General features: G+C 43.8%; 17 protein-coding genes. 12 read left to right on the top strand and 5 right to left on the bottom strand.

Annotated elements, in window-relative coordinates:
- Positions 1-47: 47 nt before the first annotated feature.
- Both rfbA and rfbB read right to left on the bottom strand, forming a co-directional pair.
- Positions 48-911 (bottom strand): glucose-1-phosphate thymidylyltransferase RfbA, encoded by an 864-nt coding sequence (rfbA, locus tag FA92_RS11515; RefSeq protein ID WP_033783653.1) that lies wholly within the window; start codon positions 909-911, stop codon positions 48-50.
- Complete coding sequence (rfbB, locus tag FA92_RS11510) at positions 911-1,993, bottom strand: dTDP-glucose 4,6-dehydratase (RefSeq protein ID WP_033783651.1); 1,083 nt, start codon at positions 1,991-1,993, stop codon at positions 911-913. Before rfbB ends, rfbA begins: the two co-directional genes overlap by 1 nt.
- Before the next feature lie 543 nt (positions 1,994-2,536).
- Between rfbB and FA92_RS11505 the strand changes: the two genes are divergently transcribed.
- The 12 genes from FA92_RS11505 to gndA all read left to right on the top strand — a co-directional run bounded on the left by FA92_RS11505 (position 2,537) and on the right by gndA (position 13,739).
- Positions 2,537-2,863, top strand: a complete 327-nt coding sequence (locus tag FA92_RS11505; protein WP_033783650.1) for a hypothetical protein — start codon at positions 2,537-2,539, stop codon at positions 2,861-2,863.
- A 1-nt stretch (position 2,864) separates the two neighbouring features.
- Positions 2,865-3,620 (top strand): glycosyltransferase family 2 protein, encoded by a 756-nt coding sequence (locus FA92_RS11500; protein WP_033783649.1) that lies wholly within the window; start codon positions 2,865-2,867, stop codon positions 3,618-3,620.
- A 2-nt stretch (positions 3,621-3,622) separates the two neighbouring features.
- The gene (locus FA92_RS11495; RefSeq protein WP_033783648.1) at positions 3,623-5,266 is read left to right on the top strand and encodes a glycosyltransferase; all 1,644 of its coding nucleotides are present in this window, start codon (positions 3,623-3,625) and stop codon (positions 5,264-5,266) included.
- Positions 5,259-6,287 (top strand): hypothetical protein, encoded by a 1,029-nt coding sequence (locus tag FA92_RS11490; RefSeq protein ID WP_033783647.1) that lies wholly within the window; start codon positions 5,259-5,261, stop codon positions 6,285-6,287. Before FA92_RS11495 ends, FA92_RS11490 begins: the two co-directional genes overlap by 8 nt.
- Positions 6,274-7,206, top strand: coding sequence for an NAD-dependent epimerase/dehydratase family protein (locus FA92_RS11485; RefSeq protein ID WP_072008975.1), 933 nt, complete (start codon positions 6,274-6,276; stop codon positions 7,204-7,206). The genes FA92_RS11490 and FA92_RS11485 overlap by 14 nt, the downstream gene beginning before the upstream one ends.
- 31 nt (positions 7,207-7,237) lie before the next feature.
- Complete coding sequence (locus FA92_RS11480; RefSeq protein WP_033783645.1) at positions 7,238-8,293, top strand: WavE lipopolysaccharide synthesis family protein; 1,056 nt, start codon at positions 7,238-7,240, stop codon at positions 8,291-8,293.
- The gene (locus FA92_RS11475) at positions 8,293-9,111 is read left to right on the top strand and encodes an ABC transporter permease (protein ID WP_033783643.1); all 819 of its coding nucleotides are present in this window, start codon (positions 8,293-8,295) and stop codon (positions 9,109-9,111) included. Before FA92_RS11480 ends, FA92_RS11475 begins: the two co-directional genes overlap by 1 nt.
- Positions 9,108-9,833, top strand: coding sequence for an ABC transporter ATP-binding protein (locus tag FA92_RS11470; RefSeq protein WP_033783642.1), 726 nt, complete (start codon positions 9,108-9,110; stop codon positions 9,831-9,833). Before FA92_RS11475 ends, FA92_RS11470 begins: the two co-directional genes overlap by 4 nt.
- A 12-nt stretch (positions 9,834-9,845) precedes the next feature.
- A complete protein-coding gene (locus FA92_RS11465) occupies positions 9,846-10,487 on the top strand; it encodes a hypothetical protein (protein ID WP_033783641.1) in 642 nt (213 codons plus the stop codon).
- A complete protein-coding gene (locus tag FA92_RS11460) occupies positions 10,477-11,112 on the top strand; it encodes an HAD family phosphatase (RefSeq protein WP_033783640.1) in 636 nt (211 codons plus the stop codon). The genes FA92_RS11465 and FA92_RS11460 overlap by 11 nt, the downstream gene beginning before the upstream one ends.
- A 4-nt stretch (positions 11,113-11,116) precedes the next feature.
- Positions 11,117-12,178, top strand: coding sequence for a nuclear transport factor 2 family protein (locus FA92_RS11455; protein WP_033783639.1), 1,062 nt, complete (start codon positions 11,117-11,119; stop codon positions 12,176-12,178).
- Positions 12,179-12,329: 151 nt separating this feature from the next.
- Positions 12,330-13,739, top strand: a complete 1,410-nt coding sequence (gene gndA / locus FA92_RS11450) for an NADP-dependent phosphogluconate dehydrogenase (RefSeq protein WP_033733220.1) — start codon at positions 12,330-12,332, stop codon at positions 13,737-13,739.
- A 34-nt stretch (positions 13,740-13,773) separates the two neighbouring features.
- Here gndA and FA92_RS11445 read toward each other — a convergent pair whose 3' ends face one another.
- From FA92_RS11445 to FA92_RS11435, 3 genes are all read right to left on the bottom strand, one after another.
- Complete coding sequence (locus tag FA92_RS11445; RefSeq protein ID WP_033783636.1) at positions 13,774-15,072, bottom strand: succinylglutamate desuccinylase/aspartoacylase family protein; 1,299 nt, start codon at positions 15,070-15,072, stop codon at positions 13,774-13,776.
- 106 nt (positions 15,073-15,178) lie between these two features.
- Positions 15,179-15,970 (bottom strand): ABC transporter substrate-binding protein, encoded by a 792-nt coding sequence (locus FA92_RS11440; RefSeq protein WP_033783635.1) that lies wholly within the window; start codon positions 15,968-15,970, stop codon positions 15,179-15,181.
- Between the two features lie 66 nt (positions 15,971-16,036).
- Entirely contained in the window at positions 16,037-16,513 is a 477-nt protein-coding gene (locus FA92_RS11435) for a YbaK/prolyl-tRNA synthetase associated domain-containing protein (protein ID WP_033783634.1), read from the bottom strand.
- Position 16,514: the final 1 nt, after the last annotated feature.

Genomic DNA, 16,514 nt, shown 5'->3' with positions numbered 1-16,514 from the left:
CTCATCACCACTTATAAGGGATTATGGCGGGAAGCCCCGCCTGAAGATTATTTTACCAATCCCATAAGATACTGACCGTATTCTGTCTTAGATAATTTCTGACCTTCATTATAAACATCCTGGCTCGAAAGCCAGCCGTTTTTGAAGGAGATTTCTTCAAGACAGGCAACTTTGAAACCCTGCCGTTTTTCAATTGTATGAATGAACTGAGAAGCTTCGATCAGGCTGTCATGTGTACCCGTATCAAGCCAGGCAAAACCACGACCCAGAAGTTCCACATTCAGCGTATTTTGCTCTAAATATAGACGGTTAAGGTCAGTGATTTCCAGCTCACCACGGTGCGAAGGTTTTAAGGTACGCGCATAATCCGTAACGTTGTTATCGTAGAAGTATAAACCTGTAATCGCCCAGTTGGATTTTGGTTGGGCAGGTTTTTCTTCCAGTGATAAGGCTTTAAAGTTCTCATCAAACTCGACGACACCAAAACGCTCAGGATCTTTAACCTGATAACCAAACACGGTAGCGCCGTTAGTATTCGCAGACGTGCGTGCCAGAACCGGGGCAAATCCCTGACCAAAGAAAATATTATCACCCAGCACTAATGCACAACTTTCGTTATTGATGAATTTTTCACCGATAATGAAAGCCTGAGCAAGGCCATCGGGACTCGCCTGAATAGCATAACTGAGGTTAATACCGAACTGGCTACCGTCACCCATCAGCCTGACAAAGGAAGCGTGATCATCAGGTGTAGTAATAATCAGTATATCCCTGATACCGGCCAGCATGAGCACTGAAACCGGATAGTAAATCATAGGCTTATCGTATACAGGCAGCAGCTGCTTAGATACACCTTTAGTGATTGGGTATAAACGAGTGCCAGAACCCCCGGCAAGAACGATACCTTTCATTATAAATCCTCACCTGAATTATTTTCTAAACCCAACCGCTGACCCTGATAAGACCCGTCCTGAACGCGTTTCCACCACCATTCGTTTTCGAGATACCACTGAATAGTCTTGCGCAAGCCCGTTGCAAAAGACTCCTGTGGAACCCAGCCTAATTCACGCTCAATCTTAGAGGCATCAATAGCATAGCGGAGATCATGGCCCGGACGATCCTTAACGAACGTGATCAATTCACGGTAGCTGCCGACATCCGGAAGGTTTGATGGGGAAAGCTCATCAAGAATGTCACAGATAGTCTGGACAACCGTCAGGTTTGTCTGCTCATTGTGGCCGCCAATATTATAAGTCTGACCAATGACGCCTTTTTTAACGACTTCCTGAAGTGCTCTGGCGTGATCTTCTACATATAACCAGTCACGAATCTGGCTGCCATTACCGTATACCGGCAGTGGTTTACCATGCAGAGCATTGAGAATAGTCAGCGGGATCAATTTTTCCGGAAAATGATAAGGACCATAATTGTTAGAGCAGTTTGTCACCAGAACCGGAAGGTTATAGGTGCGATGCCATGCTCTCACCAGATGGTCACTGCTCGCTTTGGATGCAGAATAGGGGCTGCTAGGCGAGTAGGGCGTGGTCTCAGTGAACAAATCAGAAGTGTTGTGTAAATCACCATACACTTCATCCGTTGAAATGTGATGAAAACGGAAGCCCGCTTTATCGGTATCACTCAACTGGTTGTAATACAGGCGTGAAGCTTCGAGCAGGTTATAGGTGCCAATGATATTGGTCTGGATGAATGCGCCTGGTCCATCAATCGAGCGATCAACATGACTTTCTGCAGCTAAGTGCATGATTGCATTAGGCTTGAAAGAGCTTATCACTGCTTTCATTGCATCATAATCGCAGATATCAGCTTCAACGAAAGAAAATCCGGGGGAATTTTCAATCGTTTTGAGTGAATCAAGATTACCCGCGTAAGTTAAAGCATCGACAACCAATACTTCATTATCCTGATCAGCAACGAGAAGTCTCACTACAGCTGACCCGATAAAACCTGCACCGCCAGTAACTAAAATTTTCATACTTTTCCCGAAGATTAGCATTTTGTTGCACGGCTGTATTATCTCATGCCGTACCAAACTGATGTCAATAACTCATCATTATGACGAGTTAATCCAGCCTTGACCAGTTAAGCACATCTCAATATGGACGATTCAGGAATAGTTAGCATGCTTATTTATTATAACGGTATTAGTGTAATGTTAATAATAACATTGTTTATTTTATTAAGAGTTCAATACCATACATCAACATTTATTCAGAAGATCGCGTCACAATCACCCCACCATATTTCGAAGAACGGTGCTACCGTGTTAGAATTAAGGGGTTTTTTCCAGAGACATGTAGTGCCTGGATTGTCATTTTTTCACCGGGAAAAATTGGAAAAAGTAAACATATCAGAAGGTTAAGTTTTTTGATCTGCATTGATGAAGTTTTGATGAGCATTTAGTAGCTATAGCTAAGGGCGGTAGCGTGCTCTTTTTCATCATATTTTCCTGTGTACTCGACTTATCCCTCGTTAAGAAATCACCGCTTTATGGATAGGTATTTTTAGGGTTAATCTTATGGAAATTAAAAAGGTAGACCAGTTTGTGCGTGGTTGGTTTGTTGGCGGTTTTGAGCCTACTCTTTATAAAACAACTGATGTAGAAGTCGCTGTACAGCACTTCAAAGCCGGTGATAAAGAAGCCAGTCATTGCCACAAAATCGCTACAGAGATCACTGTGATTGTCAGTGGTAAAGCTTTAATGAACGGTAATCTCATCAGTGCAGGAGAGGTCGTTAAAATCTCTCCCGGTGAGTACACAAATTTCGAAGCACTCGAAGACACTGTGACAACAGTGGTAAAAGTTCCCGGCGCATTAAATGATAAATATCTTAAGGCAGAATGAAATGTTAAACATCATTGTTCCTATGGCAGGTCGAGGCAGTCGTTTCGCTAAAGAAGGTTATACTGATCCTAAGCCTTTGATCCCCCTCAACGACAAACGCATGATCGAAGTTGTTATTAATAATCTTAAACCTAATCAGCCTCACAAGTTTATTTTTATTTGCCAGCAGGATCATATTGAGAAATATGATTTATCAACAAAGCTCAACGAATGGGCGCCTGGGTGTGAAATTGTTGGTATTGATGGCATTACTGATGGGGCTGCCTGCACTGTATTATGTGCGAAAGAGTTTATTGATAATGATGAGCCGTTAATGATTGCCAATTCTGACCAGTGGATTGATATCGATATTAACGATTATCTGAAATATATGGATGATGAAAATCTGTCAGGTTTGATTATGACTATGTCAGCTAACGATCCTAAATGGTCTTACGCTGAGTTGAATAGTGATGGTAAGGTTATTCGTGTTGTTGAAAAGGAAGTGGTATCCGAAGAAGCAACGGTAGGTATCTATAATTTCAAACATGGCGCTGATTTTTGTCGTAACGCCAATAAAATGATTGAACTGAATGAGCGTACCAACGGTGAATTTTATGTGGCACCCGTATACACCTGGATGTATCGTGAAGAAGATGCAAACATTGGTGTCTATAACATTGGTGCTGAAGCAGACGGAATGTATGGTTTAGGTATTCCTTCTGATTTGAAATTATTTTTATCATTAGATGTTTCGAAGAAAGCGCTGGACTTTTAAGTATGACAAATGCCAAGAAAAAAATATGCCTTATTGGTCATGAGTGTGGCTATTACAAAGGACAAGGTGGTATTGCTACCTATATAGAACATACAGCAAAAGGATTCAGTAAGTTAGGATACGAAGTCCATACGATTTTTTTGCATGGCAGCGATCTGGATGATCCAGCGATCAAATGCTGGAAAATAAAAGATAACTTCAGCATTTTCAAAAATTCCAAAGCAGTCGACGAAGTGCTTTCGCAGATAAAACCTGACTTTGTTGAAGTCACCGACTTCATCGGTCTTGCAAGCTACACACTTGCAAAGCGCGCGCTTGAGGGACTGGATTATTCATGTCGTTTTATCACGAATAATCATACCGGCATTCGTGAGGTCTGGGAGTGGGGTACAGCGCTTAATTTTATGGAGTGTGCACCACCGTGGATGATTGAGATGTATCAGTATGAGAGAGCACAATCAATTCTGAGTGATGCTAATTTCTCAACATCTCATTTCCTTGCCAATTATCTCAGTGTCTTACACGATACCAAAGTTCATACCTGCCCATCTTATTATCCGCTAGCTGAACAGGCTATCCCGCCAGTCAGGGCTAATAATAGCACTATTGAGATTCTTTCTCTGGGTCGGTTTGAGCTCCGTAAAAAACAGGAATTGCTGATACTTGCGGCCTGCGAATTAATGGTTGAGGGTTATGACCTGCATGTGACATTAATCGGTAACAGCGGAGATGATTTTTATGATCGCCGTGATTATATGGATACATGCTATGGGCTTATTCCACTGGAACTGAAAAAGAACTTTAGTTTTTATGATTTTATTCCTTATAAGGAATTGCAAAAGCAATATAAAAATTATGATCTGTTCGTCATTCCCTCGCCTTATGAAAACTTCCCGAACACTGCGTTAGAAGCCATCAACTATGGTCTGATTGTGGCAGGAAGTAAAACTAGCGGCATCGCAGATATGAGCGGACCCGCTGCTGAAAAACTCTGCTTCGAGAAAAACTCTGTCGATTCTATCAAGGCGATGCTGACAGGTTTTAGCAGTATGAGTCGTGACGAAAAAGAAGAGATCAGAAAAGTTCAGCGTGAATCACTAAAAACACTGGTAAGCTTTGAGAGTGCTATTATCAACAGAGTGAGCCAGTACGAAAATATTGAAATCAAATCGACTCCTGTCCGGCCTCTGCGCGAAAAATGCCTCTTCGTTACTATGAGAGATGATGCGCGACTCGAATACCTGTTATTAGATGATAAAAAGATTCATATTGATAGCAACGAGGCTTATCAACTAGTGAATGCAGCAGAATATATGATTATTTTGCCTTCTGATAATTTCGATGATGTGATTCTGGAAAAAAATTATTTCCCCGAGAAAAATGTTATTTCTGCGTTCTCATATCATCATCCTTATGGGACTGTACTGGATATCAATAAATCCAGAAAAGCCTTTTCACAAATTACCATCAATGTCACTGATGTCTCTATCGGTAAGCATGTCAAAGCGTCCAGATTGATTGCAGAAATACTTTTCTCCTGCAAAGATGTCGTCTTCTTCAGAGAGGACGCATCGCGGGTTGAAAAGGGTATTGGCATTGACTTAATGTATGAACTTGACCTGTTGAGATATAAATATAATGGTTAATAAGATTTCTGTGATTATCCATGGTCCTCTTGAAGAGGATTTTTTAGAAAAAAACTTAAATGCAATTCACAAACAAATTGGCGATGTGAAAGTTATCATATCGACATATAAAAAAGATGCAGAAAAAGTTCTGGTTCTTCTAAAAAAACTAAATCTTAATACTCGTGAAAACATTATGGTATTAGGCTGTGATGATGTTTTTAACCCCGGCTTTTTTAATATAAATCGTCAGATTAACCTGGTTAATGCGGCACTTGACGTTATAGACGAGAGCGCGTTTGTCATCAAAGTCAGGATGGACCAGACAGTTAGCTTTACGTCCTTGATGAGAGTGGTGAAGACCTTCTCATCTGATGTTAAGGATAAGTTGATCACGACTAACTGCTATACACGTGCAGACCGCTGGTACCATCCATCCGATATGTTGCTTGCTGGTGACTACAAGGTATTAAGAGATTACTACCCTGCTGAGTTCTTCAGAGAAACGCATATGGACAATATTCTCCTTATCAGAGAACTGGTTAAAAACAACCATGTGAAGGATTTCTATAATTACTGGCCGGAATCTCGCCTTTTTACAAACTTTGTAAAAAAGAGAGGGGGCGTGATCAAAGAGTCCGCTGAAGATAGTCTTGAAAAGCTTAAAGCACACGTTTTTATTATTAATAGCTGGGATGTATCTTTGAAGTGGAAGAAGTTTCTGAAAGGATGGATTCCTGTCCTGCCGTATACTTTTAAGATGGCTCCTTTCAGGGATGGCCCAGAAGAAGATGCTTATAACTTTAAAGCAAGCGATCTTAATGCTGTTCCCTCCAAAACTAAAGAGAGCATATTTATCAGGCTCTCAAACATTTATTTCAAAACAGGAATGTATCATTTCAATCCACTCTTCTTTAGCTATCGCAATTTTCTGTTAAGAGTTGGGCGTAAAATATTTGATATTTCTTTAAAGTTTATTCCACCTATTTTTCACCATACACTCGTTACGATAGGTAGAAAATTTTATTATGCTATCAAGTAATCTATATATTGTGGGCTGGCGTGGTTACATTGGCCAGTCTCTGTTAAATTATTTGAGCAGAATGGGTTTTAAGAAACAGGTGTTTCTTTATAGCCGCAACACTGAAGTTAACGGCTTTACGCCTGACTTTATTGATGCAACGCTATGTCAGCACGATGATTTTGTTAGCAAAATTGCTCAGGATGATAATCCTGTTGTCTATTATCTTGCAAACAGGTTCTCCCCGGCAGAGTCGCAGAGTTGTGCTCTTGAGAGTGTTAACTCTAATCTCCTGCCATTTATCAGCTTCCTGGAAGATATAAAATTAGTAGCCAGTAAGGTTACTTTTATTTTCTCTTCATCCGGTGGGACAATTTATGGAGATACTGGTGGCGAGAAATGTCGTGAGGATCATGCTCTTTCGCCCAAAACTATTTATGCAGCAAATAAACTTGCTCAGGAATCATATCTTCAGGTTTATCACTGTAACTATGGGTTGAACTATCGGGTGCTACGGATTGCAAATCCCTATGGACCCGGGCAGGTATTCAAAGGTGGGCAGGGGCTTATTCCTGCAATCATGGATTCCTATAAAAAGAATACTCCTGTAAAGATCTATGGAGATGGTTCAGCTTCACGCGATTACATTTATATTGATGATCTTCATGATTGCTTTATAAAGTCTGCTTCTTATGAAGGCGATGTTAGAATCTTCAATGTCGGTTCGGATTCGAAATATTCTATTTTAGATATTATCGAGAGCTTCAACCGGCATGGTATTGTTGTCGATACTGTTAAAGTGAAAAGCGATATATCAGTTGTTAATTCTATATCTCTGGATATTACGCGTGCTAAACGAGAGTTTAACTGGTCACCTCAAACAAGTCTTGAGAATGGTTTAAAAAAATACATTGAATGGTATGAATTAACCTCACAATGAATCAAGACATGAAATCTAAGTAACGTGGACAATGCATCCTGATAATCTGATCTCACAGAGTGAAGTTTCCATCATCATTCAGGGAGGGATTTTAAATTCCTCACGCGAATTAGATAATGACTTTATTTTTAATCTCAACCTGACATTAGATAATTTCCCGAAAGCAGAAATTATTGTGTCAACATGGAAGGCAGATGATGTCATTGAAGATAACCTCAGGATTTCCTATCCTGGCATCAAATTTCTTTTCAATGAGGATGTAGGATCGATATCTAAAAATGTTGATGGCGTGAACGTTGTCAGTAATGTCAATCGAATGCTGGTATCCAGCCTTAATGGTTTGAGATGCGCTTCAAAAAAGTATTCGATAAAAATGAGGACAGATTCTTACTTATATAATGACAATATTCTTACATGCCTGAGTGACTATTTCCTGGGAAATAAATTCTTGTCTGTAGAGGATATTCGACGCCAGAATGAGTATACAGTTTTTAGTCGCCATCTAATCAACTGTAACTTATTCGCTCGTAATCCCTATAGCCAGCTTCCTTTTCTTTATCACCCCGGTGATATTATGGTGGCTGGTTTGACAGACGATGTTTTAAGTTTCTTCGACATTCCACTTGCTGATGAAAGCATTTTTCAGCACTGCAAAAGCATGATGAATGCATGCTATATGCGTTTTGTACCAGAACAGTATGTCTGGGTGAAAAATTTAGAACGTTCAATTAAAGGGTTTGAGTTTTCTGGAAATTTCTCAAGAAATGCGGCTGAGGTGGAACGCTCTGAGAAAATCTACGTTAATAATTTCCTGCCATTAGATTCAGCAAGGCTGGGATTTGTCTGGCGTAAACACAAAGAGGTCTACTTCAATAAAGGCTGGTCCAGTCTCTATCAACCCTTCGACTGGGTTGATTTGTATTCCAGATATATCAGAAAACAGAATTGTTCTCGTCCATTAATCTGGCATTTAAGATTGCTGCAAATAACGCTGATGAAGGTCTATTTCTTTTTCAGGACTCAACTGCTTAAGTTGCCTTATGTGCGTAAAATTGCTTATCGCTTATTTGTAAAGAGAGGAAATTAATGAAAGGTTTTGTATCTACTCCGCAAAGCAGGACGACTTTAGCGGAAGTATTAGACTCCAGGAATTTGATTAAGGAGTTTATCCGAAGAGATTTTAATGTTCGCTATAAACAGACTAGCTTAGGGATTTTGTGGGCAATTATAAATCCAGGCGTAAATATACTTTTGTACCTGTTCGTGTTTGGATTGCTGGTTAAAGTCCCAACGCCAGAATATAATGCACCTTATGCTGCTGTTTTAATCTCCGGTATCCTTTTCTGGAACCTGTTTGCTACCAGCATGATGGCTGCGAGTGATGCGATAATAAATAATATGCATCTTCTGACAAAAGTCTATTTCCCCAGAATTTCGCTATGCATAGCGAGTGTTTTTGTGGCTTTTATTGATTTTGTCATAGCTTTTATTGTTTTTATTCCGCTCGCTATTTTCTATGGTGTACATTTTGATTTTTCACGCCTCCTTTTCCTTATTCCTTGTATAGTTATTACACTTATGCTCGGGTGTGGCGTAGGGTGTTTCATGGCAATTTTAAAATTACGTTTCCGTGATTTACGCCACGTGCTTCCCTTAGCGACGCAGGCTCTGTTTTTTGCTTCTCCGGTTGTTTATACACTTACAATAGTACCGAAGGAATTCCATCAATATTATTCCTTCAACCCGATGACGGGTATTGTTGCTCTATCCCGCTGGGCTTTGCTGGGTGGTAATAGCATTAATGTTACTACATTATTGTATAGCTTTATCACTGCCATCGTTTTAGTCATCTTTGGTGTGTACTACTTTATCAAAAATGATAGATTAATTGCGGATTACGAATGATTACCTTTGAATCTGTTACACGTGAATTCAATGTTGGAAACTACCAGCATAGTACTCTTAAAGAGCTTTTTTCGTTTAACAAAAAGCGTTCTCAACCCGGAAAAATTTACCGCGCTGTAAACGATGTCTCCTTTTCTATTACGCCTGGACAGGCTGTTGGTGTTCTGGGGCGAAATGGAGCTGGCAAGTCTACCCTGCTTAAACTTTTGACCCGGATCATTGCACCCAGCTCCGGAAAAATAACTGTCGATGGTTCTATTTCCTGTCTGCTGGAAGTCGGTGCAGGATTTCATCATGAGCTCTCAGGTTACGAGAATATTTTTCTTAGCGGTTCAATATTAGGTATGAGCCGTAAGGAAATAGAAACAAAACTTGAAAGTATCATTGAATTTGCTGAAGTCAGAGATTTCATTTATGAGCCGGTGAAATATTATTCATCAGGTATGTACGTCAGACTGGCCTTTTCTATTGGCGTACATCTGGATTCTGAAATCCTGGTCATCGATGAAGCTTTAGCTGTTGGTGATGCGAATTTCCAGGCAAAATGTCTGAATAAAATAAATGAAGTCAAAGAGAGTGGGAAAACTATTTTCTTTGTTAGTCACAATGTTAATCAGGTTGAAAATATCTGTGACGCATGCCTCGTTATGGAAAAAGGACAACTCATTTATCAGGGTGAGACTACTCAGGCTGTTGAAATTTACAATCAGTTAATTAAGTAGAGAAGGTTAAAAATGATAGTTATTTCTCATCGTGGCTACTGGAAGTCTTTACAAGAAAAAAACACTGAAACAGCTTTCATTCGCTCGTTTCAGCTTGATCTTGGCACAGAAACTGACTTACGTGACTTCAATGGTGAAATCGTAATCAGTCATGATATACCTGATGCATCATGTATGACATTCCAGCATATGCTTGAATTGTATAAGACGCACACCAGCACTAACCCCCCATTGGCGTTGAACGTCAAAGCCGATGGTCTTCAGGAGAAAGTCAAAGACACTCTTGAGAAAATGCTCATTACTAATTACTTTTTTTTCGATATGGCGTTGCCTGATTCTCTTGCTTACTATAAGCACGGTTTAAAAGCTTTTGTCAGGTATAGTGAATTCGAAAGCCTTAATGCACTTTATGATATTTCTGAAGGTGTATGGTTAGATGGCTTTGAAAAAGATCTTGTTAAAGAAGAGTTAGTGCATAAAATCCTTTCCGATGGAAAAAAAGTTTGTATTGTTTCTCCTGAGTTACATAAAAGGAACCACCTTGAAATGTGGGAGAAATATAAAAAATTCAATGATAAACTACTTTCCTCATCTGATTTAATCATTTGTACCGATTACCCTGAAGAATGTATGGAGTTTTTTAATGGCTACTAATATTAAAGCTGTTATTTTCGATATGGACGGCGTTCTTATCGATGCTAAAGATTGGCATTATGAGGCATTGAATACTGCTCTTGATCTGTTCGGACTGACCATCTCCCGACAGGAGCATTTAACCACATATGATGGTTTGCCTACTAAAGATAAACTTATCATGTTAAGTAAAGATAAAGGCTTATCAACCAATCTCCATAGTTTCATTAATGAAATGAAGCAGCAGTACACCATGGAAATTGTTAATAACAAATGTAAGCCCATGTTCCATCATGAATATGCCCTGTCCATGTTGAAAAAAGATGGTTATAAAATGGCCGTCGCTTCAAACTCTATCAAGCATTCGATCGAAGTTATGATGGAACGTGCACATCTTGCACAATATCTGGAGTTTTACGTTTCTAACCAGGATGTTGTTAAAGGCAAACCCGATCCGGAAATGTACAATAAAGCTATTTCAATGCTGGGTCTGAAACCTGCTGACTGTGTCATTGTTGAAGATAACGAAAATGGAATCAAAGCGGCCAGAGCCAGTGGGGCACATGTATTAGAAGTTGAAACCGTGCATGATGTTAATTATGCGAATATTAAACGGTTCATCTCTTTGGTAGAGAGCGAGGTTTAATGGCATGTTAAATATTATTATTCCAATGAGTGGAGCCAGTCTTTATGAAACCAGTGCTGACTTCATCTATCCAAAAATCCTGACGGAAATTAACAACCGTACCCTGCTGGAGTATTCTCAGGATATCTTCTCTACGTTGACGGAAGAGTATAAAAGTCTTTTTGTTGTTCCTGCGGATAAGCTTAGTAAGCTGGCGCTGGGTAACATTATTGAACTGATCTCGCCTCAGGCGGTTATCATTCCATTGCAGGGAATGACCAAGGGCGCTGTTTGCAGCAGCATGATGGCTATTGACGAAATTAATCTCGATGATGAATTGATTATTTCTTCTGCCGACCATTACATTAATGATGATCTGCAGCAGGTACTGGAGTATTTCAGAAGTCTGGAGGCTGATGCTGGTGTCCTCACCTTTGAATCTGTCCATCCAAAATGGTCTTTCGTTAAGACTAATGAAGATGGTCTGGTCGTTCAGACTGCAGAAAAAAATGCTATTAGTCGTAATGCTGTTGCGGGGCTTTACTACTTCAAGCGAGGCTCTGATTTCATTGAAGCCGCTAAAGAGCTTATTCGTAAAGATAACTCTATCGATAATAATTTTTATCTCTCTTCTTCATTAAATGAATTGGTATTGAAGGGCAAAAAGATAGTAATGCGTCCTCTTGGTGATTCGGTGTATCACAATTTCTATGATGCACATGCTGTAAAAGCCTTTGAATCATCACATGCTAATGCTTTGCCGCCTGTGAAGAAATTGACAGAAAAATATATCGCTGCTTTTAATTCACGCTCTTTACATGAAGTGGTCGAAATGTTCGACCGTAATGCGACGCTGACCGATCCTGGAAATCATAAGGTTGGTCAGGAAAACATCCGTAGCATGTTGGTACAACTCTTCAACGATACTAAGTTGCTTGAATTTAAAGCGCTTTCTGTGCTGGCTGAGCACAACAGATCAGTCATTGAATTTGAACTTAAGCTTGATGATAAGTTGCTACGCGGCGTTGATATCATCGACTGGAATAATAAAGGTCATATTGTAAAACTTAATGCTTATTTGTATTAGTTTATCAATGAGCATGTATATGCCTATGGTTGTCAGTGCTATCTGATAGCATCATTCTCTAACGGGTTAATGCTTACCTGGGTTAACATGTTCGCCACTTTTGTTCACAAACCGCTGCGTTTGTGAAGTGACCTTCAGACAGGAGTATGTAATGTCCAAGCAACAGATCGGCGTTGTAGGTATGGCAGTGATGGGCCGCAACCTGGCTCTTAACATTGAGAGCCGCGGTTACACTGTTTCAATCTTCAACCGTTCACGCGAAAAGACTGACGAAGTCATCGCCGAGAACCAGGGCAAGAAGCTTGCTCCTTTTTACACCGTTGAAGAGTTTGTTGAATCGCTGGAAAAACCTCGTCGTATCCTGCTGATGGTTCAGGCGGGTGAAGCGACTGACAAGACTATCGCCTCACTGACACCACACCTGGATAAAGGCGACATCCTGATCGATGGCGGTAACACCTTCTACAAAGATACCATCCGTCGTAACAAAGAATTGTCTGACCAGGGCTTCAACTTCATCGGTACCGGCGTTTCCGGTGGTGAAGAGGGCGCACTGAAAGGCCCATCCATCATGCCTGGCGGTCAGAAAGAAGCTTACGAGCTGGTTGCACCGATTCTGGATAAGATTGCTGCTCGTGCGGAAGATGGCGAAGCCTGTGTGGCCTATATCGGTCCGGACGGCGCGGGCCACTATGTGAAGATGGTTCACAACGGCATCGAATATGGCGACATGCAGCTGATCGCAGAAGCCTATGCTCTGCTGAAAGGCGCGCTGGGCCTGAACAACGAAGAGCTGGCTGAAACCTTCACCGACTGGAACAACGGCGAGCTGAGCAGCTACCTGATCGACATCACCAAAGATATCTTCACCAAGAAAGACGAAGACGGTAAATACCTGGTTGATGTGATTCTGGATGAAGCGGCTAACAAAGGCACCGGTAAATGGACCAGCCAGAGCTCGCTGGATCTGGGTGAACCGCTGTCACTGATCACTGAGTCTGTCTTCGCTCGTTACCTGTCCTCACTGAAAACGCAGCGTGTTGCGGCCTCTAAAGTACTGAGCGGTCCACAGGCTAAAGCTTTCACTGGTGACAAAGCAGAGTTCATCGAGAAAGTCCGTCGCGCGCTGTACCTGGGTAAAATCGTCTCTTATGCGCAGGGCTTCTCACAGCTGCGTGCAGCGTCAGAAGAGAACAACTGGGATCTGCACTACGGTGAAATCGCTAAGATCTTCCGCGCTGGCTGCATCATCCGTGCCCAGTTCCTGCAGAAGATCACTGATGCTTATGAAGCTGATGCAGGCATCGCTAACCTGTTGCTGGCTCCATACTTCAAAGATATCGCTGATCAGTATCAGCAGGCGCTGCGTGATGTCGTTTCTTACGCAATTCAGAACGGTATCCCGACGCCAACCTTCTCTGCGGCGATCGCTTACTACGACAGCTACCGTTCAGAAGTCCTGCCTGCTAACCTGATTCAGGCGCAGCGTGACTACTTCGGTGCGCATACTTACAAGCGCATTGATAAAGACGGTGTGTTCCACACTGAGTGGTTAGATTAATCACTGAAAAGGGCTTCCCTCGGGAAGCCCTTTTTTACCCCACCAGCAAATCCCCGCTCCGAATCTCCCGCTCTCCCGCCAGTCGCACAACCAGCATGCCTGCTGTCGCAAACCTTACCCAGTGTCTCGCATAGAGAATACCGCCATACTCCGCCACCAGAGGGGTGATGTGGTCTGTAAGCGGATCAATAATCTCAGCCACTACTTCTCCCGGGCGAATCTGCGCACCGAGCGGTTTGCGGTGCAGGATCAGCCCTGACACCGGCGAATGAATATATTCACAGCCCGCTAACGGCGTAGGAGGATTTTTCAGGGCAGGAGAGGCCGCCGCTGAACCCTCGCTGTGACGCTCTTTGATAACGCTACCTTCTCCCGGTGCTTCAGCGAGGTCAGGCACGTTTAAACCAATCGGACCGTCATTGATGGCCACGATATCGTCACCGCCCGCGCTCGCCGGGACCAGCTCATCGCCGCCAATGACGGGCGCGGCCACTTCCACGGAAATCGAAGGCTCGCTGTAGCCGATATAACCGCCTTCCTGCAGCGCAGAAATAATCGCATCTGCATCTTTCTCCGCCTGTTCAGGCGACACATCACGCATGCCACGCAACTCCAGCGTCACCGGCAATAAGCCACGAGGCATCGGGTAATCTTTGCCGAACCGCTCTGCCAGCGTCAGCCAGGGTTCGCAACAGGCTTCATCAAACGGCTCACCGCCAGAGATCTGCGCCAGCAACTGCACTTCACTGCCTAACCAGCGTGCCAGCGGTTCGATATCCGGCCAGGCATGCGGCGTGGTGTAGAGATGCGGCACGGCTTCCCAGTCACAGTGCAGGTCAATCATCAGATCCGCCTGGCTGGCCATCCGCATCAGCGTGTAGCGTTGCGCATCCAGCTCCGTTTTTGGCACGGTATCGCGATAGTGACGATCGATCGCCTCTCGGATCAGGCTCCGGTTCTGCGATTCACTCTGGGTCAGACTGTCAGCCAGCCCGGCCGCCAGCGTGTTGCCCAGTGACGGGAAACGACGGTTAAAATCCTGACCGGAGAGCGTATGGAAGCGACCCAGATGCGTGCCGTGCCAGTGCTGTCCCAGCGCCAGAGGATTCGCAACCGGCACCAGGGTAAAGGCGGCTTTGAGTTGTCCGGCCGACTCCAGCGCCTGCAGCCGCTGCTTCAAATACCAGGCCACCGCCATACCGGGCAGTTCGTCGCCATGCAGCGCAGCCTGGATATAAACCTGACGTTCATTGTCCTCAGCAAAATGGAAACTGATGATTTCACGCTGGGTGCCTAAAGAGGCGCTTAACAGTGGATGATGTTGTTGATGCATACCGTGTTAATGTCCTTTAATCGGCAAAGGACGACAGCGCGCCGTCCCGAAAAAGTTAGAGTATAGTGCCGGATCGCGGTGTGGACGAAAAAGGGCGACCGCGAGGTTACTGCTGGATAGAGATATCCGTGGAGAAGTAGCGCTTCTGAATCTGATCGAAGGTGCCATTCTTTTTAATTTCGGCAAAGGCGTTATCCAGCGCCGTTTTCAGTTCGGTATCGCCTTTACGAAGTCCAATTGCCGTGCCGGGGCCGATAATCGGATCCTGAATAATCGGGCCAGCCAGTTCAAAATTTTTGCCCTGCGGATGCTTCAGGAAGCCAATCGCCGCCTGTGCCGCATCGGTAAAGACGGCATCAAGTCGGCCTGAAACCAGATCGCTTTCAACCTGTGCCTGATCGCCATAGGGCACCACGGTCACACCATAGGGCTGCCATTTCGCCAGCGCATAACGCTCCTGAACCGTTCCCTGTTCCACGCCAACCGTTTTCCCTTTCAGAGACTCGACGGTGGGCAGGATGCCGGCGCCTTTACGCGCAATCAGCTGGGTGTGGGTGTCATACAGCGGCACGGTAAAGTCGATCTGCTTCAGGCGCTCTTCGGTAATGCCCATGTCAGACAGAATGGCGTCAAACTTACGTGCTTTCAGCGCTGGGATCATGCCGTCAAACTGGCTTTCAACCCAGACACATTTCGCCTGCATCTGCGTGCAGAGCGCATTTCCCAGATCGATATCAAAGCCGACCAGCTTACCCTGTGGCGTTTTCGATTCAAACGGCGGATAGGTCGGATCGACCGCAAAACGCACCTGTTCAATTTTTGCCTGTGCGCCAAACGCGCAGCCTGCTATAACTGCCACAGCCAGCGTCTGGCGCAGGCATTGAGTGAGAATGTTCATGATTTTGCTCTTATTCTGTCGTGATGAGTGATTATGCAGAGTATCGTCGGGCTGCCGGGATGGCAATTACTGCGTTATCTCCATCACATCAGCTTTGCACAGCGCCCGGTAGTCTTCGGTGTTCAGGATCACCGAGCGCTCCAGCAGACCGGCGTTAAATGCGATCTCCGGATAACGTTCAAACAGCGCGGGGTCCACAATCAGTCGGAGGTCGGGATGAAAGCTGAACGGCGGAATCGCCCCGAATACGCAGCCGGTCAGCAGATCGGTCTCCGCCGGGCTGGCGAGTGAAGCACGTCGTCCACCGACCGCCGCGGCGACTTTACCCAGGTCGGCCTGCCTGTCGGCCGGTAACACCGCCAGCACATGCTGTTTAACGCCGTTGCCTTTTACATGGCAGACCAGCGCTTTTGCGCCCTGACCGATTTCGGTGCCGCGTATTGCCGCGACGGCTTCACATTTACCGGTGGCCTCATGCTCCATCAGGCGATAGCGCGCCTGGTGCTGGTCGAGCAGGGCGATTAATTTTTCATGGGTTGTCACG

The sequence above is a fragment of the Pantoea sp. 9140 genome, from assembly GCF_000745295.1.
GTDB lineage: Bacteria > Pseudomonadota > Gammaproteobacteria > Enterobacterales > Enterobacteriaceae > Pantoea > Pantoea vagans.
Note: the sequence above shows the minus strand (reverse complement) of the source record. Positions and strands in the feature narration are given on the sequence as shown.

What these genes read in the sequence shown, in the direction of transcription:
- FA92_RS11455 (WP_033783639.1), top strand. Translation starts at nt 11,117, where the DNA reads ATGTTAAATATTATTATTCCAATGAGTGGAGCCAGTCTTTATGAAACC.
- FA92_RS11480 (WP_033783645.1), top strand. Translation starts at nt 7,238, where the DNA reads ATGCATCCTGATAATCTGATCTCACAGAGTGAAGTTTCCATCATCATT.
- FA92_RS11470 (WP_033783642.1), top strand. Translation starts at nt 9,108, where the DNA reads ATGATTACCTTTGAATCTGTTACACGTGAATTCAATGTTGGAAACTAC.
- FA92_RS11445 (WP_033783636.1), bottom strand. Translation starts at nt 15,072, where the DNA reads ATGCATCAACAACATCATCCACTGTTAAGCGCCTCTTTAGGCACCCAG.
- FA92_RS11500 (WP_033783649.1), top strand. Translation starts at nt 2,865, where the DNA reads ATGTTAAACATCATTGTTCCTATGGCAGGTCGAGGCAGTCGTTTCGCT.
- FA92_RS11465 (WP_033783641.1), top strand. Translation starts at nt 9,846, where the DNA reads ATGATAGTTATTTCTCATCGTGGCTACTGGAAGTCTTTACAAGAAAAA.
- FA92_RS11485 (WP_072008975.1), top strand. Translation starts at nt 6,274, where the DNA reads ATGCTATCAAGTAATCTATATATTGTGGGCTGGCGTGGTTACATTGGC.
- FA92_RS11495 (WP_033783648.1), top strand. Translation starts at nt 3,623, where the DNA reads ATGACAAATGCCAAGAAAAAAATATGCCTTATTGGTCATGAGTGTGGC.
- rfbB (WP_033783651.1), bottom strand. Translation starts at nt 1,993, where the DNA reads ATGAAAATTTTAGTTACTGGCGGTGCAGGTTTTATCGGGTCAGCTGTA.
- FA92_RS11475 (WP_033783643.1), top strand. Translation starts at nt 8,293, where the DNA reads ATGAAAGGTTTTGTATCTACTCCGCAAAGCAGGACGACTTTAGCGGAA.
- FA92_RS11440 (WP_033783635.1), bottom strand. Translation starts at nt 15,970, where the DNA reads ATGAACATTCTCACTCAATGCCTGCGCCAGACGCTGGCTGTGGCAGTT.
- rfbA (WP_033783653.1), bottom strand. Translation starts at nt 911, where the DNA reads ATGAAAGGTATCGTTCTTGCCGGGGGTTCTGGCACTCGTTTATACCCA.
- FA92_RS11460 (WP_033783640.1), top strand. Translation starts at nt 10,477, where the DNA reads ATGGCTACTAATATTAAAGCTGTTATTTTCGATATGGACGGCGTTCTT.
- gndA (WP_033733220.1), top strand. Translation starts at nt 12,330, where the DNA reads ATGTCCAAGCAACAGATCGGCGTTGTAGGTATGGCAGTGATGGGCCGC.
- FA92_RS11505 (WP_033783650.1), top strand. Translation starts at nt 2,537, where the DNA reads ATGGAAATTAAAAAGGTAGACCAGTTTGTGCGTGGTTGGTTTGTTGGC.
- FA92_RS11490 (WP_033783647.1), top strand. Translation starts at nt 5,259, where the DNA reads ATGGTTAATAAGATTTCTGTGATTATCCATGGTCCTCTTGAAGAGGAT.